Below are 18,631 nucleotides of genomic sequence, written 5' to 3' on the forward strand. Positions count from 1 at the left end.
CGCCCAGCGACCGGAACTCCGCGCAGGCGGCGTTGGTGCTGGGCGTTTCAGGTAAGACGATGTAATATACATACATGAATGTATGTCAGTCAACGCGCGTACAGTGTTGTCGGGTCAGGAGGCGTTGATGGCACGCAGGACCAAGGAAGACGCACACGCCACGCGCGAGGGCATCCTCGACGCGGCGGAGGACTGTTTCCGGGAAAAGGGCCTGTCCGGCACCAGCCTGGAGGCTATCGCGGCGCGCGCCGGCGTGACCCGCGGCGCCGTCTACTGGCACTTCAAGAACAAGGCCGAAGTGCTGGAGGCGATGATCAACCGCGTCAGCCTGCCCTTCTTCCACGGCCTGGAGCGCGTCTCGCGCCCCGACGGCACGACCCCGCTGCTGGACCTGCGCGAAATGATGCGCCAGGCCTTCGCCGACCTGGTGCACACGCCGCGGGTGCGGGCCACGCTGGAGGTGCTGGAGCTGCGCTGCGAGATCCCGGCCTCCGACGACACCCTGGCCACGCTGCGCAAGACCGGCATGCACCAGAGCCTGTCGCGCATCAAGGCCGCGTTCCGCCGCGCCGAGGCCCTGGGCCAGCTGCGCGACGACATGAGCGCGGACAGCTGCGCGCGCACGCTGCACTTCATCATCGGCGGCGCGCTGCGCATGCACCTGGTGGATCCGGAAGAAATCGACCTGGAGCGCGACGGCCTGGCCGCGGTCGAGCTGGCCCTGCGCGGCAGCGCGCGGGATCCCTCGCAGTTCGACGCCGCGCCCGGATCCGGCCCGAGTGCCGCCGCCCCTGCGGCCGACTGAGGCCTTCGCCCGCGTCCAGCCCGGCAGGCAAGCAGGCCCACGCCGACACTTCCCCGTGCACAAGAAGGCCGCCGCACCTCGCGATGCGGCGGCCTGTGTCGATGGCGCCGTGCGGACGCGCGCCTGCGCGCCCGCGCTAACCCTTACTCGCCCTGCTTCGGCACCGAGGCTTCGGTGGTGATGCGCAGCTGCACCTCGTCGCTGACGTTCGGAGCGTACATGCCCAGGCCGAAGTCGGTGCGCTTGATGGTGGCCACGGCGTCGAAGCCGGCCGCCGGCTGCTGGGTCATCGGGTTGGTGCCGACCTTGTTGATGGTGGCGTCGAGCACGACCGGCCTGGTGATGTCCTTGATGGTCAGGTCACCGGTCATCTTCAGCTTGCCCTCGCCGGCGGCCTCGACCGAGGTGCTCTTGAAGGTCGCCTGCGGGAACTTCTCCGCGTCGAAGAAATCGGCGCTGCGCAGGTGCTCGTCGAAGGCCTTCACGTGCGAAGACAGGCCGGCCAGCGGCATCACGACCTCGACCTTCGAGGCGGCGACGTTGTCCGGGTCGTAGGTGATCGTGCCCTCGACCTGGCCGAAGTGCGCGATCGGATTCGAGAAGCCGAAGTGGCTCCACTGGGCCACCACGTCGGTATGCGTGGGGTCCATGGTGTAGGTGACCGGCGCGGCGAAGGCGTAGGCCGAGGCGGCGAGCAGGGTGGCGGCAAGGACGCCGCGGGACAGGCGATTGATGGTCATGGGCATGCTCCGGAAGCTTGGATGGAATGGAATGGCGATGGGCCGGCTGGACAGGCATCGCCGACCGGGAGCCAGAGGATATCGTTCCAAATTCGACCTTCAATCAATCAATTTGGAACAATTGGTCGCATAATTGAAGCTTTTGCGAATTGATCCACGCGCAGGACGATTTGATGGCCTCCTTGGCAACTGCTGCTTAAATGGAACAATAACATCTGCATCCGCATGTTTATCGCAAAACCTAGCACAATCACACTGGCTCCCGACGCGGCACTGCCGCCCCCACTTCCACGGAGCACGCCACCATGATCACCCTGCGCCCTGCCCACGAACGCGGTCACGCCAACCATGGCTGGCTCGACTCCTGGCACAGCTTCTCCTTCGCCGACTATCGCGACCCGCGCCACGTCCACTGGGGTCCGCTGCGCGTGATCAACGAGGACCGCGTGCAGGCCGGCCAGGGCTTCGGTGCGCACAGCCACCGCGACATGGAGATCATCAGCTACGTGCTCGACGGCAGCCTCGCGCACAAGGACTCCATGGGCAACGCCGCCAGCATCGTGCCCGGCGAAGTCCAGCGCATGAGCGCCGGCAGCGGCGTCACCCATTCCGAATACAACCACGAAGCCGACCGCACGACGCACTTCCTGCAGATCTGGATCATCCCCGACACCATGGGCGTCCAGCCGGGCTACGAGCAGAAGGCATATCCGGACGCCGAGAAGCGCGGCCGCCTGCGCCTGGTCGCGAGCCCGGACGGCGGCGAGGGTTCGGTGCGCATCCGGCAGGACGCGCGCATGTACGCCGGGCTGTTCGACGGCAGCGAGGCCGCCACGCTGGACATCGCGCCGGGCCGCCTGGCCTACGTGCACATGGCGCGCGGCACCGCGGTCGTCAACGGCCAGCCCCTGTCCGCGGGCGACGCGCTGCTGTATTCAGACGAGCCGCGGGTCGAGATCGAGGGCGGCGACGGCACCGAGATCCTCGTGTTCGACCTGCCCCGCCTCCAGTAACGCCACGACACGGAGCCACCACATGCAACTGCGCAACCCACCCGACCGCTGGGGTCCGATCAGCATGCTGCTGCACTGGGCCATCGTGGCCCTGATCGGCTGGCTGGCCTGGCTCGGCCTGACCATGGTCGACATGCCGCCCACGCCGGCCAAGATCAACGCCTACGCGCTGCACAAATCGCTGGGCCTGACCCTCCTGGCGCTGGTGGCGGTCCGCCTGGCCTGGCGCCTGTTCGCCGGCGCGCCGGAGCCGGTGCCCGGCATGCCGACCTGGCAGGAGCGCATCGCCTCGGCCACGCACTGGGCGATGTACGTCCTGCTGTTCGCGATCCCGCTCAGCGGCTGGGTCTTCAACTCGGCCTCGGGCTATCCGCTGCAGTGGTTCAAGCAGTTCAACCTGCCGGCGATCGCCGGCCGCACCGAGGAGCTGGCCGCAACCGCCATCCAGGTGCACGAATACGGCTTCTGGCTGCTCCTCCTGCTGGTGCTGGCACATGCCGGCGCCGCCTTCTACCACCACCTCTTCCAGGGCGACGACACCCTGCGCCGCATGCTGCCCTCGCTGCGCCGCGCCGACGCCACCCCCGACCAGACTCCGGAGCGCTGACATGGACACCCGCACCCTTCGCAACCGCCTGCGTCCCCTCGCCTTCGCCGCCGCGCTCGCCGCGTTCGCGGCCCCGGCCGCCGCCGCCGACTACGTCCAGTCCTCCGGCGCGCTGAGCTTCGCCAGCGAGTACCAGGGCGAGACCTTCGTCGGCCTGTTTCCCGACTTCAGCACCACGCTGAGCTTCGACCCCGCGGCGCCGCAGGACGCGAAGCTCGACGTCACCATCCCGCTGGCCACCGCCGACACGAAGAACGGCGACCGCGACAGCACGCTCAAGACCGCCGACTTCTTCAACGTCGCCCGGTTCGCCACCGCCCGCTACACCGCGAACGGCTTCCGCAGCGTCGGCGACAACCGCTACGTCGCCGACGGCACCCTCGAACTGCGCGGCGTGAAGAAGCCGGTGTCGCTGGCCATCACCTGGACGCCGGGCGACCGGCCCGTGCTGTCGGGCAAGGCCACGGTGAAGCGCCTGGACTTCGGCGTCGGCGCCGGCGACTGGGGCGACGTGTCGATCATCCCCAACGACGTTGCCGTCTCCACCAGGGTGACCTTCCGCGCCGCGCCCTGACGCAGCGCCCCGACGAGTGCGTCAGCCCCCACACCGCACTCGCCCCAACGCTCCGTACCCTCAGTCCCCACCACTCAGGACATCGGCTCCGGCTCCACCATGCGCCCGACCTTCGGCGGCAGCGGAATGAACTCGTCGTTGTCCAGGTCCGGCAGCTTCATCCGCCCTGCCGCCCAGTCCGCGCGCGCCTGATCGATCCGCTCCTTCGACGAGGACACGAAGTTCCAGTCGATCCAGCGTGGCCCCACCGGCTCACCGCCCAGCGCCATGACCACCGCATCGCCGAGCGCGGCGACCGTCACCGCCTGGCCGGGCTCGAGCACCGCCATGCTCCCGGCTTCGATGCGCTGGCCGGCCACCTCGACCTCACCGCTGACGACATAGACCGCCCGCTCGCTGTACTCCGCCGGCAGCGACGCCCGAGCGCCCTCGCGCAGCTGCCAGTGCACGTAGAACTGCGGGGAATCGACCTGCACTGGCGACTCCACCCCCGCCAGCCGCCCCGCGATCATCCGGCCGACGATGCCGTCGCCGTCGAACACCGGCAGCGCATCGCTGGCGTAGTGCCAGAAGCCCGGATCCATCTCCTCGCGCTCGTCGGGCAGCGCCACCCACGCCTGGATCCCGTCGAGCGGACCGCCGTGGGCGCGCAGCTCCTCGAAGCGTTCGGAATGGGTGATGCCACGTCCGGCGGTCATCCAGTTGACTTCGCCGGGCCGGATCGGCTGCTCGGACGAAAGACTGTCGCGGTGCATGATCTCGCCGTCGAACAGATAGGTGATCGTCGACAGGCCGATGTGCGGATGCGGCCGCACGTCCGCCTCCAGCGGCAGCCCCGGCGCCATCCGCTTGGGGCCCATGCGGTCGAAGAAGATGTAGGGGCCGACCATGCGCCGCTTCGCGAACGGCAGCACGCGGCCGACTTCGAATGCCCCCAGGTCGCGGCGGCGCTGCGGGATGACGAGTTCGATCATGCCTGGCTCCGGCGTTCGATCACGGAGGGTGACTATCGCACCGATCGGGGCAAGAACCGACTTCTGCGCACGCGCGGGCGGTGCTAGGCTCGAGGGCGGTTGAATGTCATGGAGGACGTCATGCGAGCATGCACACGGATTGCAACCAGCCTGCTCCTGCTCTCGCCGTTGATCGCAACGGCCGGGCCAGGCACTCCGCAAGGGCTGCACTTCCCCACGGAAATCGTCGGTGTCTGGGACGCCTATCCGCTGCCCTGCGTCGTCGACGGCCCGTCGGACAGCGACATGCGGATCCGGATCGCGGGGAACATGCTGCACGGGTACGAGAACAACGATACGGTCAGGTCGATCGAACGGGTCGCCGAGTCGCCCATGGCATGGCGCGTGGTGACGATCTCCGACATCGCCCCCGAGGAGATCCAGGGCGAAGCCGACATCTACGTCCTCCGCGGGGACACCCTGACGATCACCAACGGAGAGCGTGCGTACACGTATATCCGCTGCAGGTAAGCGCCGGCACGACAAGGAATGTCCAATGCCTGAAGAACACTCGAGACCCTATCGTGTCACCCAGTCCGGCCGTGCGCCTCCCGGCACGTTCGTCGCGAACGGCCCGGTGTCGGATCTGGACAGCCTCTACACGCATCATCCAAAGCGGAACTTCAGCGCCACGCTGGTGGACGGATTACCAAGAAGCGCCGAAAACACCGCGACCCGCTCCTATGCCGTCGTGGGCGGCGAGTTCCAGGAAGTGCTGGACCGGCGCGTGGACAAGTACCGCAGCCTCGAGCCCGACCAGGTCCTGCTGGTCAAGGACTTCATCCTCGACGACATGTCGGCCCGGGACACGCGGCGGGTGGACGTGCCTTCGCCCCTGGCCGGCGTCATCGGTCGCGTGGATGCGCGGAACGGCGTGGTCGACGTCCACGAGACCGCCGATGGCCCGCTGGTGGCGCGGATCCGCCATCTCGGCCCGATCGCGGTGAAGCCGGGTGACGCCGTGGCGTACGGGCAATCGCTCGGCACGCAGAACAACGTCGGCCTGCAGCCCTCGGCCGGGAAGCACGTGCACATCGAAATGGACACGCGCCACTACCAGCGCTTCGGACACTACATGCTCGACCTCGTCGAAGGCCGCCTGCCGGTGCAGGCCGCCCATCGCGCCGGCGTTGAGCCGCGCACGGTCGTGGACGACGGCGTGCAGCGCGTCGGCGAGGCCGGGCAGCGGGTGGAGGCCGTGCAACGCGCGCTGGTCGCCGGCGGCTATCACGGTGCTGGCGGCATCCCGATCGCGGTGGACGGCGTCTACCGGATGTCGATGCAGGGCGCGGTGCTGCAGTTCCAGCAGGACCACGGCCTCGCTGCGTCCGGCGACATCGACGCGGCCACCTGGCGGACGGCGCTCGACCTCGCCTTCGGCCGGCGCGTGATGCCGCCACCGGTCGTCGACGCCCCCTCCTTGCACCTGCAGCCCGCCCACCAACGACTGCTGGACCGGATCCGCGACCACCTGGGCCGCCTGGAGCCGGCGGCCGGGGCCGGCTTGCCGGAATGCGAGCGCGAGCGGGCCGCCTGCTCGCTGCTGCGGCTGGCGATCGAGCATCGCCTGGGCAGCGTGGACCACGTGCTGGTCGGCAACGCGCGCCCGGGCGAAGCCGACGCGCGCCTGTTCCTGGTGCAGGGCCGGCTGGACGATCCCGCGCAGCGCCGCGCATGGATGCCGATGGCGGATGCGCTCGGCACGCCTGCCGCCGAGTCGCTGGCCCGCGCCAGGATGCCCGACGGGTCCGGCGTGGACCTGCACCGCGATGCCGTCGCACAGGTGCACGCGGTCGCGATGCCGCGGGCCGTCATCTGATCGCGGGTCCCGGTCTGCCGGCGCGGTGCGCTGCGCCGGCGGCTACCCGCCTTCAGGCGGGCTGCGCCTCTTCGCGGTAGGCGGGATAGTCGGTGTATCCGGCGGTGCTGCCGCCGTAGAAGGTGGCGCCGTCGGCATGCGCCAGCGGCCAGCCGTTGCGCAGGCGCTCGACCAGGTCGGGATTGGCGATGAAGGGCCGGCCGAAGGCGACCAGGTCGGCAAGGCCGGCGTCCAGGTCGGCCTCGGCGCTGTCGCGGGTGTAGTTGCCGGCGAGGATCAGCGTGCCGCCACAGGTCTGGCGGAATGCGCGCAGGAAATCTTCGCCGCCACCGGCCAGGATCGCCTCGCGGTTGCCGAGATGGACATAGGCCAGCCCTCGGGTCGAAAGCTCGTGCGCGAGCGCCATCCACGTCTCCGCCTCGCCCTCGAAGGCCGGCATGTCGAAGACGCGGTTGAACGGCGACAGGCGGATGCCGACGCGATGGCGGCCGATCGCGGCCACGACGGCATCGACGGTCTCGAGCACGAAGCGCAGGCGGTTGGCGATCGAGCCGCCGTAGGCGTCAATGCGCGTGTTGAGGCCGCCGTTGATGAACTGCTCGAACAGATAGCCGTTGGCGCCGTGGATCTCGACGCCGTCGAAGCCGGCCTCGACCGCATTGCGGGCGGCGGCGACGAAATCGGCGGTGATGCCCGGGATCTCCCCCGTGGCGAGCGCACGCGGCGTGCTCACCGGCATCTGCCCGGGCGTGCCGTCCTCGCGGTAGCCGAAGGCCTGCACGCCGGCGGCGGCCTTCGCCACCGGCGCCACCGGCGCGCGCTCGCAGGGCTGCAGCGATACGTGCGACAGGCGACCCACGTGCCAGAGCTGCGCGAACACCGCGCCGCCCGCCGCATGCACCGCCGTGGTGACCTGCTTCCAGCCCGTGACCTGGGCGCGCGTATGCAGTCCCGGCGTGAACAGGTAGCCGCGCGCCTGCTCCGAGACCTGCGCGCCCTCGGTGACGATCAGCCCGGCCCCGGCGCGCTGCGCATAGTAGGTCGCGGTGTGCGCGTCCGGCACGGTGGTCACCGCGCGGGAACGGGTCATGGGGGCCATCACGATGCGGTTGCGCAGCGTCAGACCAGCAAGGTCATGGCGGTCGAACAGGGTGCTCATGGCGAGGATCCGATGCTCCAGCAAGATGGGCATCCAATCTACGTCGCCGCCCGCGGCCGCGGGTGCGCGGCCATGGAACGTTGGGTCCCGGACGGCCTGTGCCGCGGTGCTGCGGCGCCGGAGCGCCGGGCACGCTCCAGCGCGCGTCAGGCGCGCGTGAACACCAGGCTGGCGTTGGTGCCGCCGAAGCCGAAGCTGTTCGACATCACCGTGTCCAGCTTCGCCTCGCGGCTTGCGCGCACGATCGGGAAGCCCTCGGCGCGCGGGTCCAGCTCGTCGATGTGCGCGGAGCCGGCGATGAAGCCGTCGCGCATCATCAGCAGGCTGTAGATCGCCTCGTGCACGCTGGCCGCGCCGAGCGAATGCCCGGTCAGCGCCTTGGTCGACGACAGCGGCGGGATCGCGTCGCCGAACGCCGCGCGCACCGCTTCCAGTTCGACGATGTCGCCCAGCGGCGTCGAGGTGCCGTGGGTGTTGAGGTAGTCGATCGGCGCCTTCACCGTGGCCATCGCGTTCCGCATGCAGCGCACCGCGCCCTCGCCGCTCGGCGCGACCATGTCGGCGCCGTCGGAGGTCACGCCGTAGCCCACCAGCTCGGCGTGGATGGTCGCACCACGGGCCTTCGCGTGCTCGTACTCCTCCAGCACCAGCATGCCGCCGCCGCCGGCGATGACGAAGCCGTCGCGGCCGGCATCGTAGGGGCGCGAGGCCACGGCCGGGGTGCCGTTGAAGCCGGAGGACAGCGCGCCCATGGCGTCGAACATCACGCTCATGGTCCAGTGCTCTTCCTCGCCGCCGCCGGCGAACACGATGTCCTGCGCACCGTGGCGGATCAGGTCCGCGCCGGCGCCGATGCAATGCGCGGACGTGGCACAGGCAGCGGAGATCGAATAGCTCAGGCCGAGGATGCCGAAGGCCGTGGCCAGGGTGGCCGAAACCGTCGAGCACATCGTGCGCGGCACCATGTACGGACCGACCTTGCGCACGCCCTTCTCGCGCAGCAGGTCGGCGGTGGCCACCTGCCATTCGGCCGAGCCGCCGCCGGAGCCGGCGATCACGCCGACCCGCGGGTGGCTGACCTGCTCCGCGCTCAGGCCGGCCTGCGCGATCGCGTCGCGCATGGCGACCCAGGCGTAGGCCGCAGCGTCGCCCATGAAGCGCTTCTTCTTGCGATCGATCTCGGATTCCAGGTCGATCACCGGAACGCCGGCCACCTGGCTGCGCAGGCCCAGCTCCGCGTACTCCGGCTTCGCAGTGATCCCGCTGCGACCCTCGCGCAGCGCGCGCGAGACGTCATCGAGCTTGTTGCCCAGGCACGAGACAATGCCCATGCCGGTCACGACTACGCGGCGCATCTTCAGTCCTCGAGGTTCTTGAACAGGCCGACCCGCATGCTGCTCACCTGGTAGATCTCGTTGCCGTCGACGAAGGTGCGGCCATCGGCGATCACCAGCGGCACCTTGCCGCGCATCACGCGCTTGATGTCGATCTCGTAGCCGACCTTCTTCGCAGTCGGCAGCACCTGGCCGGAGAACTTCAGCTCGCCACAGCCCAGCGCGCGGCCGCGGCCGGGCTCGCCCAGCCAGGGCAGGTAGAAGCCGGCGAGCTGGAACATCGCGTCCAGACCCAGGCAGCCCGGCATCACCGGGTCGCTGAGGAAGTGGCAGTCGAAGAACCACAGGCCCGGATCGATATCGAGCTCGGCCTTGATCACGCCCTTGCCGTAGGCGCCGCCCTCGCTGGCGATGTGGGTGATGCGGTCCATCATCAGCATCGGCGGCGCCGGCAGGCGGGCATTGCCTTCGCCGAACATCTCGCCGCGGCCACAGGCCAGCAGCTGCTCACGGTCGAGGGAAGAAGGACGCGTCATGGGACTCCCGGATCAGTGCGGCGCGGAGCGCCGGAATAGACCGTCATTGTGCACCACGGGGGGCGCAGGCGCGGCTGATCGAAGTCACGTGCGCAGCGCCGGAAGGCGCTGAAAACCAGTGCGCCAGCGTATGGTCGACGCGATTCGCGATGTCGGCCAGGACACCCTTGGCCGCCAGCTCGTCCGTCATCGCCGTGACTTCGCCGACGCGAACGTCTTCAAGCACGGACTGCTGCTGCGCGCCGCAACGCCACGGTCGCCGGCGTGCGTACCGCCCCGAAGTGGCGGCGAGCCCGTCAGTCGCCGGCGTCGACCTGTCCGGCCGGATGCGCGGCCACGGCATCCATCACCCGGGCCGAATACACCAGCGCCGCACCGGCATTCAGGGCGACCGCAACGCCGAGCGCCTCGGCGATCTCCTCGCGGCTGGCGCCATGCTTGAGCGCGGCGTCGACGTGGACGGTGATGCAGCCGTCGCAGCGCGTGGTGACCGCCACGGCCAGCCCGATCAGCTCACGGGTTTTGGCGTCGAGATGCTGCGTTTTCGCACCCGCGACGCTGAGCGTCGCGTAGCCGCGCACGGTGTCGGGCGAGAGCTTGCCGATCTCCCGGATCCGGCCCTTGAGTTCGTCCCGGTACGTGTTCCAGTCGATCATGGCGGTGTCTCCGTGCGCGCGCCGCAGCCGTGCGGCCTGGCGTCCGCAGCGTACGCCCGCGCGGGACACCGGCGGGACACCGGTGGGATCGGCGCGCATGTCCGCCGCCTACCCCGGCGATGCGGGGTTGCGGCGCAGGCATTCCCGCTCGAGCCAGCGCGCGGTCGCATCGGCCACGATGTCGCCCTGCTCCCGGTGCGGGAAGTGGCCGCAGCCTTCCATCACCCGCAGCGTCATCTGCGTCTTCAGCCCGCGCTCGATGCGCGCCGGATGCGCCAGCGTGCCGTATTCGTCCTGGTCGCCGTAGATGGCCAGCACCGGGCAACGCAGCTGCGCCAGCTGCGCGTCGAGGTTCCAGTCGGCGAAGCCGGGATCGAACCAGGTGCCGATCCACGCCTGCAGCGCCCAGGCGGCCTTGTCGCCGTGGTACTTCGCCAGGCGATCGAGCTGGCCGGGGCGGGCGAAGAAGGCTTCCGCGTCACGGATGCCGGCGAGCGTGTGCGGTTCGACGAACAGCTGCGAGGATTCCACGACGAGCGCGCGACAGGCGTCAGGGAAAGCGGCCGCGCAGGCGATCGCCATGCCGCCGCCGATGCTGTGGCCGAACAGGATGAACCCATCGAGGCCGAACGCGTCGCGCACGGCCGGGAAGCCCACCCGCGCCTCCTCCAGCACGAAGCCGAGGCCCTGCGCGCCCGGATGCCGGTCCGACTGTCCGTAGCCCAGGCGGTCGTAGGCGATGACGCTGTGGCCTGTGGCGCGCACGAGCCGCTCGGGGAAATCCCGCCACAGCGCCGCGCTGCCCAGGGAGTCGTGGAACAGCACGATCGGCGCGCGGCCGTCGCCGTCGCCGTCGCCGTCGCCAGCAGACCAGTGCCTGGCGTGGAGCCGGCCCTGCGGGGTCGGGATCCAGGCGTCGCGGGTGTCGATGGGGGTGGAAATGATCCTATCCATGCCAGGCGCGAAAGCCACGCGGCAGCATCCAGGCCGCCCCGGCGCGGCGGACCGGCCTGGACGCAGCCGGATCAGCAGATGGTGGGCCCACCAGGATTCGAACCTGGAACCAAGGGATTCGCGTGGTCCACGGGTTTCCCCGCGGCGCGGACTATCTCTTCACCCTCCGCTCGCGCGGGTGGGGTGCGGGACGCTCGAGCCTGTGATCAAGGGCACTGCAGCCCCCAGGTAGTCTCTGCACCTTCCGGCGGTGTACCGCCGGCTTGGCTCAGGGTTGCCACCGTCCGCGCCAAGCGCGCCGCTGAGGTTTCCCTGAATTCATCCCGTTCCCGTCCGCGCATTCCTGCGCGGCGGCACCTTTCGATGAGTCCCCTGCTCTGACCGTTGAGCTATAGGCCCGTGGCGGGAATCTTACCCATTCGCCATGTGGAATGAGCGCAGGCGTGCCGAAGAAAAAATCGCGCGGCCGCGACCAGACGACGAGTGACTGGCCACGACCACGCGATCCGATCGTGCGGCGGACGGATCCGCCGCACGGCTCGCGATGACGACGTCTTACATGCCGTCGGTGTTGTTCTCGCCGTCGGCGGCCGCATTGGCCTCCTCGGCGGCATCCTGCGCCTGCTCGGCGGCGTCGGCGGCCTTCTCGGCGGCGTCGGCGAGGTCCTCGCGGCGGGTCAGCTCGTCACCGGTGTCGACCTGGCTCGCGATCTGCGAGGCCGCGTCGGCAGCGGCGTCGGCGGCTTCGGCGGCCGCCTGGGCCGACGAGGTCGCCGCCATGTCGCCCGTGGCGGAGGCGTTGGCCGCCGCCTGGTGGGCTTCGGTGGCCGACTCGGCGGCTTCCTGGGCGGAGTTGGCGGCCTGGTCGGTGTTGCTGCAGGCGGCGAGGGCGGCAGCGAAGCCGAGGGCGATGAGGGTCTTGGTGGTATTCATTGGATCTCCTGTTCCGGGCGCCTTGGTGCGGCCGTGGGACGCACAATGCACGGGCCCGCGTGGGCGCCATGCGAAGACCGCGGCATGTCCGCGCCCTCCATTCAGGATCGGATCAGTCGGCCGCTCCCGGCATGCCGGAAAAAGAAAAAGGCGCACCGGAGTGCGCCTTTCCTTCGCCCTGCGGCCGTCCTGCCGGCGCCGCTCAGTCGATGTCGAGGAAGCTCCGCAGCTGCTCCGAGCGGCTCGGATGGCGCAGCTTGCGCAGGGCCTTGGCTTCGATCTGGCGGATGCGCTCGCGAGTGACGTCGAACTGCTTGCCGACCTCTTCCAGCGTGTGGTCGGTGTTCATGTCGATGCCGAAGCGCATGCGCAGCACCTTCGCCTCCCTCGGGGTCAGGCCGGCCAACACCTCGTGCACGGTCTCCTGCAGGTTGGTGTTGGTGGTGGCCTCGATCGGGGACTCCACGTTGGTGTCCTCGATGAAGTCGCCCAGGTGCGAGTCCTCGTCGTCGCCGATCGGGGTCTCCATGGAGATCGGCTCCTTGGCGATCTTCATCACCTTGCGGATCTTGTCCTCGGGCATGTCCATTTCCTTGGCCAGCTCCTCCGGCGTGGCCTCGCGGCCGAACTGCTGGAGCATCTGGCGGGAAATGCGGTTGAGCTTGTTGATCGTCTCGATCATGTGCACCGGGATACGGATGGTGCGCGCCTGGTCGGCGATCGAGCGGGTGATCGCCTGGCGGATCCACCAGGTGGCGTAGGTCGAGAACTTGTAGCCGCGGCGGTACTCGAACTTGTCGACCGCCTTCATCAGGCCGATGTTGCCTTCCTGGATCAGGTCCAGGAACTGCAGTCCGCGGTTGGTGTACTTCTTGGCGATCGAGATCACCAGGCGCAGGTTGGCCTCGACCATCTCCTTCTTGGCCTTGCGGGCCTTGGCCTCGCCGTAGGCCATGGCGCGGTTGATCTCGCGCAGGTCGGCCAGGGTCACCATCATCGCCTTCTCGATGGCGAGGGTGGCTTCCTGCTCGGCGATGATCTGGTCCTTGACCTCGCGCAGGCCGCTGGCCCACTTCTGCTTGCGCTTGAGCAGCTCGTCGACCCACTCGAGGTTGGTCTGGTTGCCGTCCCAGGCGCGGATGAAGTCCTTGCGGGGCATCTTCGCCACGCGCGTGGACAGGTCGAGGATTCGGCGCTCGTGGTCCTTGATCTCGCCGACCACGTCGCGCAGCTTCTTGACCAGCACGTCGGTCAGCGGCAGCGGCAGCTTGAAGCTGGTGAAGGTGGCGGCCATCTCCTCGCGCAGCTTGAGCGCGGGCTTCGCCTCCGGGCCGCCCTTGGCCACCGCCTTCTGGAACTTCGCGTACGCGGCGGCCATCTCCTCCATGCGGCGCGCGACCTCGGCCGGGTCCGGGCCGGTGGGCGCGGGCTCGTCGGTGCTGCTGTCGTCCTCGTCCTCGTCTTCGGCGGCGTCGTCGTCGGTGGCGGCGGTCGCGTTGGCGGCCTCCGGTGCCTCGGGGGCGGCCGGCGGCTCGGGCTCGTCCAGGCCATCGGTGAAGCCGACGACGATCTCGGCCAGGCGCTTCTTGCCGGCCTTGTGCAGCTCGTAGTCCTCCAGCAGCATCTCGACCGACCAGGGGAAGCTGGCCAGGGCGGCGCCCATCTGGTTAAGGCCTTCCTCGATGCGCTTGGCAATCGCGATCTCGCCCTCGCGGGTCAGCAGCTCCACCGTGCCCATCTCGCGCATGTACATGCGCACCGGATCGGTGGTGCGGCCGCCTTCGCCGTCGAGCGCGGTCAGCGTGGCCGCGGCCTCTTCGGCCGCGGTGTCGTCGACGTCGCGACCGCCGTCGGACTCGCCGGCCAGCAGCAGCTGCTCGGCATCCGGGGTGGTTTCATGCACCTGGATGCCCATGCTGTTGATCATGCCGATGATGTCTTCGATCTGCTCCGGATCGACGAGATCGTCGGGCAGGTGGTCGTTGACCTCGGCATAGGTGAGGTAGCCCTGCTCCAGCCCCTTTGAAATCAGGAGCTTGATGTCGGACTGGGGGGCTGGACGCTCGTTCGCCATGTGGCGCTCACCGTGGGAAAAGAGAACCCGTAATTATACCATTCCGCGCGCGGGCTCAGGAGCGCAGCAGGAAGGTGACCGGTCCGTCGTTGGTCAGGCTCACGGACATATGGGCACCGAAGCGCCCGGTTTCCACCCCCCGGGAGTGCAGGGTCCGGCATTCCTCCACCAGGGCGCTGAACGTGCGTTCAGCCTCGGCGGGGGCCGCGGCGGTGCTGAAGCCCGGCCGGAGCCCGGAGCGGGTATCGGCCGCCAGCGTGAACTGGCTCACCAGGAGCAGGCCGCCGCCGGTGTCCGCGAGCGAAAGGTTCATCCGGCCCTGGTCGTCGCCGAAGACCCGGTAGGCGAGCAGTCGCCGGGCCATCCGCGCGACTTCGGCGGCGCCGTCGCCGGGCTCGATGCCCGCCAGCACCAGCAGGCCGGGGCCGATGGCGCCCACGACGTCGCCGTCGACTTCGACGCTGGCACGGCTCACGCGCTGGAGCAACAGGAGCATCGGGATCCTCTGGGTGTCCGGCCGGACGGCTAGACTCTCGCCAATGACCGACCTCCTCGCAAGCCTGCTGCACGCCCTCGCGACCGCGATCGGGCGGCTGCCGTGGCCGCTCCAGCGCGGGCTGGGCAGCGCGCTCGGCGGCCTGGCGCGGCGCCTGGGCAGCCGCGAGAGCGTGGTCGCGCTGCGCAACCTGGAGCTCGCGCTGCCGGAGCTGGACCCCGCCGCGCGGGACGCGCTGCACCGCGAGGTGATGCGCACCACCGGCCGCCAGGCGATCGAGACCCTGCGCCTGTGGACCCGCCCGCACGCGGACAATCTGGCCCTGATCCGCGAGCGCCACGGCGAAGCGCTGTTCGACGCCGCGCTGGCATCCGGCAAGGGGCTGATCGTGGCCGCGCCGCACCATGGCAACTGGGAGCTGCTCAACCAGTGGCTGGCCGCGCGCACGCCGCTGGCGATCCTCTACAAGCCGCCGGAGTCCAGGGTCGGCGAGGCCTTCCTCCGCCGCGTGCGCGCCGATGCCGACGCCGACCGCATCACCCAGGTGCGCGCCGAGGGCCCCGGCATCCGCCAGCTGTTCAAGACCCTGAAGGACGGCGGCGTGGTCGGGATCCTGCCCGACCAGCAGCCCAAGGCCGGCGACGGCGTGTTCGCGCCCTTCTTCGGACGCCAGGCGCTGACCATGACCCTGCTGTCGCGGCTGGCCGAGCGCAGCGGGGCGACGGTGCTGTTCTGCAGCTGCGAGCGGCTGGACGGCCCGGATCTGGCCTATGCCCTGCGCATCGACCCGGCGCCGGACGGGATCGCCGATCCGGAGACCGCCACGTCGGTGGCCGCGCTCAACGCCGGCGTCGAGCGCATGGCACGGCGCGCGCCGGCGCAGTACCAGTGGACCTACAAGCGCTACAAGGCCCGCCCGGCCGGAAGCGGCGAGCCCAATCCCTACGCCGACCTGGAGGGACGATGATCCCGGATGATGGGTGGCAGCCACTGCCTCCCCGCGCACGCACCCTGTTCATGCTCAGCGACGGTCTGGGCTGGGGGCTGCTGGCCGTGCCGGCGATGATCGCGGCCGCGATGCTGCTTCCGCGACCGGTTCCGGCGATGCCCGCGGGTCTCACCGCGCTCGTCCTCCTGCCCGCGCTTGGCGTGTGGGTGGCGCTGCGCCGGTATCGCTACGCGCGCTGGCTGGTCGACGACACCGGTTTCGGCTACCGCCGCGGCCGCATGTGGCAGGTGGAGACCCGCGTGCCGCGTACCCGCGTGCAGCACGTGGACCTCAAGCATGGCCCGCTGGAGCGCCACTTCCGCCTCGCCACCCTGGTGGTGCACACGGCCGGCACCCGTGACAGCGCGGTCGCGGTGAGGGGCCTGGACGCGGACGAGGCGACGCGGCTGCGCGACCTGCTCGCGCGCCAGATCGACCAGGACGACGATGGACACGCAGCCGACTGACGCCACGCCTTCCGTGGACGCGGCGCCCGCGCCCGGCGGACACGAACGGCGCCTGCACCCCTGGTCGTGGCTGTTCGTGCTGCTGCAGCAGCTGCGCCAGTTCCTGGTGCCGCTGGCGGTGCTGGTGTTCGTGGGCGGCCGCGCCGAGGACGGCTACCTGCTCTGGTCGCTGGTCGGCGTCGCGGCCCTGGTCGCGGCCGCGGTCTGGCAGTACTTCACCTATCGCTACCGGGTCGACGAGGACCGCCTGGTGGTGCGGGACGGCCTGCTGGAGCGCAACGTCCGCCAGGTGCCGTTCGCCCGGATCCACAACGTGGCCCTGCACCAGACCCTGCTGCACCGCGCCTTCGGCGTGGCCGAGGTGCGGCTGGAATCCGCCGGGGGCACGAAGCCCGAAGCCGAGATGCGGGTGCTGCCGATGGCCGAGGCGATGGCGCTGGAGCGGCTCATCCGCAGCCGCGGCGCGCCCTCCGCGGCCCCCCGCACCGACACCGGCGCGCACGGCGTCGACATCGCCGACGCCGGCGAAGGCCGGGTCATGCTCACGCTCCCCTTCGGCGAGCTCGTGCGCCTCGGCCTGGCCAGCAACCGCGGCATGGTCGTGGTGGCCGGCGCCTTCGCCCTGGCATGGCAGGCACTGCCCGACCGCATCATGACCGGCCTGGTACGCGAGTACGCCGGGCAGGCGGTGGGCTATGCCGGAAACCTGGTCCACGGCGCCGCCGCACGGGTGATGGCGCTGGCCGCGCTGGTGGTGCTCGCACTGGCACTGCTGCGGCTGCTGTCAGTGCTGCTGGCGCTGACCCAGTACCACGGCTTCCGGCTGCTGCTCGAGGGCCGACGGGTGACCGTCGAGCGCGGCCTGCTGACCCGCCTGCGCACCAGTGTGTCGCGGCGACGCATCCAGGCCTGGACCCTGCATGAAGGCCTGGTGCACCGCCTGCTCGGCCGGCGTTCGATGCAGGTCGATACGGTCGGGGGCAGCGGGGAAGACTTCGAGCAGCGCTCGCTGCGCGAACTCGCCCCGATCGCAACGCCTGCGGCCTGCGATGCTCTGGTGCGCGACGTCCTGCCGGGGGTGGCGTGGCCGCCGGTTGGCTGGCGCCGCCTGCATCCCCGCGCCTGGCAGCGCCTCGCCCTGCCTGGCGTGCTGCTCGCGGCCATCGTGGCCGCCGCAGCCTGCTGGCACTTCGGTCCGGTCGGACTGGTGGCGCTCGCGTGGCTGCCATGGTCGATGTTCGCCGCGCGCCGGCACGCCGGGCACGCCGGCTACGCACTCGACGAGCGGCTGCTCGCGGTGCGCGGCGGCTGGTGGTCGCGGTACTGGCGGTTCGCCGAGATCGACAAGATCCAGGCCCTGCGCCTGGAGCAGGGGCCGCTGGACCGGGCCTTCGGCATGGCGACGCTGTGGCTGGATACCGCGGGCGCGAAGCCCACGCCCACGCCGCTGCGACTGCGCTTCATCGCGGCAGCCGAAGCGCGCGCCCTGCACCGCCGGCTGGCGGCCGAGCTGGCCGGGATGCCGCTGCGCTGGTAGCGCCGCAGGGCTCAGGCGCGGCCGTGCTGCGCCACGCCCGGCAGGCCCGGCGCGGCCGGAATACCCTGGGCGCGCGGTGGCCCGGCGTGGAGGCCGTGCTCGGTCCAGGTCCGTCCGCTGCGGCGGGTCTCGGCGCGCAGCGCGCGGTTGAAGGCGACGCCTTCGGCCGTGACGTAGCCGCGCGCATGGTCGAGATGGACCACGATCGCCCGATGCCGGATCCGTTTTCCACGGATCCCGGCGTTCACCAGCCGCTCGCCGAACTCGCGGTCCTCGCCGCCGTAGCACATGCGCTGGTCGAAGCCGTTGACCGCCAGCACGTCGCGCGTCCAGGCCGACGCGTTGTGCCCGTTCCAGCTCGCCCGCGCCGGGCTGACCAGGTCGAGCAGCCGCGCCATGCCCGGCCCTGCGGTGAGCTTGCGGTCGCGGGAGGAGCGCGGCATGCCGTTGGCACGCAGCCAGCCGGCGTCGAAGCAGCGCTGGTCGCGGATGTCGCCTGCGGTGATCGCCAGGCTCGTGGCCATCGGCAGCTTGTGGTAGCCGCCGGACAGGAACCGGCCCGGCGCACGCTCGCGCAGGTGGGTGGACAGGAAGTCCGCGCGCGGGATGCAGTCGCCATCGATGAACACGAGGTAGTCCGCCCGCGCCGCGGCGATCGCCATGTTCAGCGCCTCGCACTTGCGGAAGCCCTCGTCGGCCTGCCACAGGTGGCGCACCGGCATCGGCAGTCGCGGCCGCAGGGCGTCCAGCGCTTCGCGCGTACGCGCGTCGCTGCCGTCGTCGGCGACCAGCACTTCGAAGTCCACGCGGTCCTGCGCGGCCAGGCCGTGCAGCACCTTCTCCATCCAGGCCGGCTGGTTGTAGGTGGTGAAGATGACGCTGGCGACGGGACGACGTTCCATCACCCGATTATCGCCGGACAAAGT

General features: G+C 70.3%; 21 protein-coding genes. 9 read left to right on the forward strand and 12 right to left on the reverse strand.

What is annotated here, in order from left to right:
* Positions 1 to 127 precede the first annotated feature (127 nt).
* Positions 128 to 805, forward strand: coding sequence for a TetR family transcriptional regulator (locus tag IE168_RS06085; protein WP_189496237.1), 678 nt, complete (start codon positions 128 to 130; stop codon positions 803 to 805).
* Positions 806 to 948: 143 nt separating this feature from the next.
* Here the strand turns inward: IE168_RS06085 and IE168_RS06090 are convergent, their stop codons facing one another.
* Positions 949 to 1,545: a YceI family protein gene (locus IE168_RS06090; RefSeq protein ID WP_386659128.1), complete on the reverse strand. Its 597-nt coding sequence runs from the start codon at positions 1,543 to 1,545 to the stop codon at positions 949 to 951.
* A 305-nt stretch (positions 1,546 to 1,850) separates the two neighbouring features.
* Here IE168_RS06090 and IE168_RS06095 point away from each other — a divergent pair, with 305 nt between their 5' ends.
* From IE168_RS06095 to IE168_RS06105, 3 genes are read left to right on the forward strand one after another with little or no spacing between them, the layout of a single operon-like run.
* Entirely contained in the window at positions 1,851 to 2,558 is a 708-nt protein-coding gene (locus IE168_RS06095; RefSeq protein WP_189496241.1) for a pirin family protein, read from the forward strand.
* Positions 2,559 to 2,580: 22 nt separating this feature from the next.
* Positions 2,581 to 3,165 (forward strand): cytochrome b, encoded by a 585-nt coding sequence (locus IE168_RS06100; protein WP_189496243.1) that lies wholly within the window; start codon positions 2,581 to 2,583, stop codon positions 3,163 to 3,165.
* Between the two features lies 1 nt (position 3,166).
* Complete coding sequence (locus tag IE168_RS06105; protein ID WP_189496245.1) at positions 3,167 to 3,739, forward strand: YceI family protein; 573 nt, start codon at positions 3,167 to 3,169, stop codon at positions 3,737 to 3,739.
* 74 nt (positions 3,740 to 3,813) lie between these two features.
* On the opposite strand, the gene IE168_RS06110 is transcribed toward IE168_RS06105, so the two are convergent.
* Complete coding sequence (locus IE168_RS06110) at positions 3,814 to 4,713, reverse strand: pirin family protein (RefSeq protein ID WP_189496247.1); 900 nt, start codon at positions 4,711 to 4,713, stop codon at positions 3,814 to 3,816.
* Between the two features lie 108 nt (positions 4,714 to 4,821).
* Between IE168_RS06110 and IE168_RS06115 the strand changes: the two genes are divergently transcribed.
* Both IE168_RS06115 and IE168_RS06120 read left to right on the forward strand, forming a co-directional pair.
* The gene (locus IE168_RS06115) at positions 4,822 to 5,223 is read left to right on the forward strand and encodes a hypothetical protein (protein WP_189496249.1); all 402 of its coding nucleotides are present in this window, start codon (positions 4,822 to 4,824) and stop codon (positions 5,221 to 5,223) included.
* Positions 5,224 to 5,248: 25 nt separating this feature from the next.
* On the forward strand, positions 5,249 to 6,571 hold the full coding sequence (locus tag IE168_RS06120) for an XVIPCD domain-containing protein (protein ID WP_189496251.1): 1,323 nt from the start codon (positions 5,249 to 5,251) through the stop codon (positions 6,569 to 6,571).
* 52 nt (positions 6,572 to 6,623) lie between these two features.
* On the opposite strand, the gene IE168_RS06125 is transcribed toward IE168_RS06120, so the two are convergent.
* The 9 genes from IE168_RS06125 to dtd form a co-directional block, all read right to left on the reverse strand.
* Positions 6,624 to 7,730: an alkene reductase gene (locus IE168_RS06125; RefSeq protein ID WP_189496253.1), complete on the reverse strand. Its 1,107-nt coding sequence runs from the start codon at positions 7,728 to 7,730 to the stop codon at positions 6,624 to 6,626.
* Positions 7,731 to 7,876: 146 nt separating this feature from the next.
* A complete protein-coding gene (gene fabB, locus IE168_RS06130) occupies positions 7,877 to 9,085 on the reverse strand; it encodes a beta-ketoacyl-ACP synthase I (RefSeq protein ID WP_189496255.1) in 1,209 nt (402 codons plus the stop codon).
* 2 nt (positions 9,086 to 9,087) lie between these two features.
* Complete coding sequence (gene fabA, locus IE168_RS06135; RefSeq protein ID WP_189496257.1) at positions 9,088 to 9,600, reverse strand: 3-hydroxyacyl-[acyl-carrier-protein] dehydratase FabA; 513 nt, start codon at positions 9,598 to 9,600, stop codon at positions 9,088 to 9,090.
* Positions 9,601 to 9,643: 43 nt separating this feature from the next.
* Entirely contained in the window at positions 9,644 to 9,826 is a 183-nt protein-coding gene (locus IE168_RS06140; protein WP_189496259.1) for a hypothetical protein, read from the reverse strand.
* 70 nt (positions 9,827 to 9,896) lie between these two features.
* Positions 9,897 to 10,256: a carboxymuconolactone decarboxylase family protein gene (locus IE168_RS06145; protein ID WP_189496261.1), complete on the reverse strand. Its 360-nt coding sequence runs from the start codon at positions 10,254 to 10,256 to the stop codon at positions 9,897 to 9,899.
* 108 nt (positions 10,257 to 10,364) lie between these two features.
* Positions 10,365 to 11,210 (reverse strand): alpha/beta fold hydrolase, encoded by an 846-nt coding sequence (locus tag IE168_RS06150; RefSeq protein ID WP_189496263.1) that lies wholly within the window; start codon positions 11,208 to 11,210, stop codon positions 10,365 to 10,367.
* A 555-nt stretch (positions 11,211 to 11,765) separates the two neighbouring features.
* Entirely contained in the window at positions 11,766 to 12,143 is a 378-nt protein-coding gene (locus IE168_RS06155; protein ID WP_189496265.1) for a hypothetical protein, read from the reverse strand.
* Positions 12,144 to 12,345: 202 nt separating this feature from the next.
* Entirely contained in the window at positions 12,346 to 14,217 is a 1,872-nt protein-coding gene (rpoD, locus tag IE168_RS06160; RefSeq protein WP_189496267.1) for an RNA polymerase sigma factor RpoD, read from the reverse strand.
* 55 nt (positions 14,218 to 14,272) lie between these two features.
* Positions 14,273 to 14,713, reverse strand: a complete 441-nt coding sequence (gene dtd / locus IE168_RS06165; protein ID WP_189496269.1) for a D-aminoacyl-tRNA deacylase — start codon at positions 14,711 to 14,713, stop codon at positions 14,273 to 14,275.
* Between the two features lie 43 nt (positions 14,714 to 14,756).
* On the opposite strand from dtd, the gene IE168_RS06170 reads away from it, so the two are divergent.
* The 3 genes from IE168_RS06170 to IE168_RS06180 are packed head-to-tail and all read left to right on the forward strand — an operon-like array spanning position 14,757 to position 17,705.
* Complete coding sequence (locus IE168_RS06170) at positions 14,757 to 15,680, forward strand: lauroyl acyltransferase (RefSeq protein ID WP_189496271.1); 924 nt, start codon at positions 14,757 to 14,759, stop codon at positions 15,678 to 15,680.
* A 50-nt stretch (positions 15,681 to 15,730) separates the two neighbouring features.
* Positions 15,731 to 16,168, forward strand: a complete 438-nt coding sequence (locus IE168_RS06175; RefSeq protein ID WP_229823173.1) for a PH domain-containing protein — start codon at positions 15,731 to 15,733, stop codon at positions 16,166 to 16,168.
* 13 nt (positions 16,169 to 16,181) lie between these two features.
* Positions 16,182 to 17,705: a PH domain-containing protein gene (locus IE168_RS06180; RefSeq protein ID WP_386659160.1), complete on the forward strand. Its 1,524-nt coding sequence runs from the start codon at positions 16,182 to 16,184 to the stop codon at positions 17,703 to 17,705.
* Positions 17,706 to 17,716: 11 nt separating this feature from the next.
* On the opposite strand, the gene IE168_RS06185 is transcribed toward IE168_RS06180, so the two are convergent.
* Entirely contained in the window at positions 17,717 to 18,607 is an 891-nt protein-coding gene (locus IE168_RS06185; RefSeq protein WP_189496277.1) for a glycosyltransferase family 2 protein, read from the reverse strand.
* Positions 18,608 to 18,631 lie beyond the last annotated feature (24 nt).

Source organism: Luteimonas padinae, from assembly GCF_014652935.1.
GTDB lineage: Bacteria > Pseudomonadota > Gammaproteobacteria > Xanthomonadales > Xanthomonadaceae > Luteimonas > Luteimonas padinae.

What these genes read in the sequence shown, in the direction of transcription:
- IE168_RS06085 (WP_189496237.1), top strand. Translation starts at nt 128, where the DNA reads ATGGCACGCAGGACCAAGGAAGACGCACACGCCACGCGCGAGGGCATC.
- IE168_RS06090 (WP_386659128.1), bottom strand. Translation starts at nt 1,545, where the DNA reads ATGACCATCAATCGCCTGTCCCGCGGCGTCCTTGCCGCCACCCTGCTC.
- IE168_RS06095 (WP_189496241.1), top strand. Translation starts at nt 1,851, where the DNA reads ATGATCACCCTGCGCCCTGCCCACGAACGCGGTCACGCCAACCATGGC.
- IE168_RS06100 (WP_189496243.1), top strand. Translation starts at nt 2,581, where the DNA reads ATGCAACTGCGCAACCCACCCGACCGCTGGGGTCCGATCAGCATGCTG.
- IE168_RS06105 (WP_189496245.1), top strand. Translation starts at nt 3,167, where the DNA reads ATGGACACCCGCACCCTTCGCAACCGCCTGCGTCCCCTCGCCTTCGCC.
- IE168_RS06110 (WP_189496247.1), bottom strand. Translation starts at nt 4,713, where the DNA reads ATGATCGAACTCGTCATCCCGCAGCGCCGCCGCGACCTGGGGGCATTC.
- IE168_RS06115 (WP_189496249.1), top strand. Translation starts at nt 4,822, where the DNA reads ATGGAGGACGTCATGCGAGCATGCACACGGATTGCAACCAGCCTGCTC.
- IE168_RS06120 (WP_189496251.1), top strand. Translation starts at nt 5,249, where the DNA reads ATGCCTGAAGAACACTCGAGACCCTATCGTGTCACCCAGTCCGGCCGT.
- IE168_RS06125 (WP_189496253.1), bottom strand. Translation starts at nt 7,730, where the DNA reads ATGAGCACCCTGTTCGACCGCCATGACCTTGCTGGTCTGACGCTGCGC.
- fabB (WP_189496255.1), bottom strand. Translation starts at nt 9,085, where the DNA reads ATGCGCCGCGTAGTCGTGACCGGCATGGGCATTGTCTCGTGCCTGGGC.
- fabA (WP_189496257.1), bottom strand. Translation starts at nt 9,600, where the DNA reads ATGACGCGTCCTTCTTCCCTCGACCGTGAGCAGCTGCTGGCCTGTGGC.
- IE168_RS06145 (WP_189496261.1), bottom strand. Translation starts at nt 10,256, where the DNA reads ATGATCGACTGGAACACGTACCGGGACGAACTCAAGGGCCGGATCCGG.
- IE168_RS06150 (WP_189496263.1), bottom strand. Translation starts at nt 11,210, where the DNA reads ATGGATAGGATCATTTCCACCCCCATCGACACCCGCGACGCCTGGATC.
- IE168_RS06155 (WP_189496265.1), bottom strand. Translation starts at nt 12,143, where the DNA reads ATGAATACCACCAAGACCCTCATCGCCCTCGGCTTCGCTGCCGCCCTC.
- rpoD (WP_189496267.1), bottom strand. Translation starts at nt 14,217, where the DNA reads ATGGCGAACGAGCGTCCAGCCCCCCAGTCCGACATCAAGCTCCTGATT.
- dtd (WP_189496269.1), bottom strand. Translation starts at nt 14,713, where the DNA reads ATGCTCCTGTTGCTCCAGCGCGTGAGCCGTGCCAGCGTCGAAGTCGAC.
- IE168_RS06170 (WP_189496271.1), top strand. Translation starts at nt 14,757, where the DNA reads ATGACCGACCTCCTCGCAAGCCTGCTGCACGCCCTCGCGACCGCGATC.
- IE168_RS06175 (WP_229823173.1), top strand. Translation starts at nt 15,731, where the DNA reads ATGCTCAGCGACGGTCTGGGCTGGGGGCTGCTGGCCGTGCCGGCGATG.
- IE168_RS06185 (WP_189496277.1), bottom strand. Translation starts at nt 18,607, where the DNA reads ATGGAACGTCGTCCCGTCGCCAGCGTCATCTTCACCACCTACAACCAG.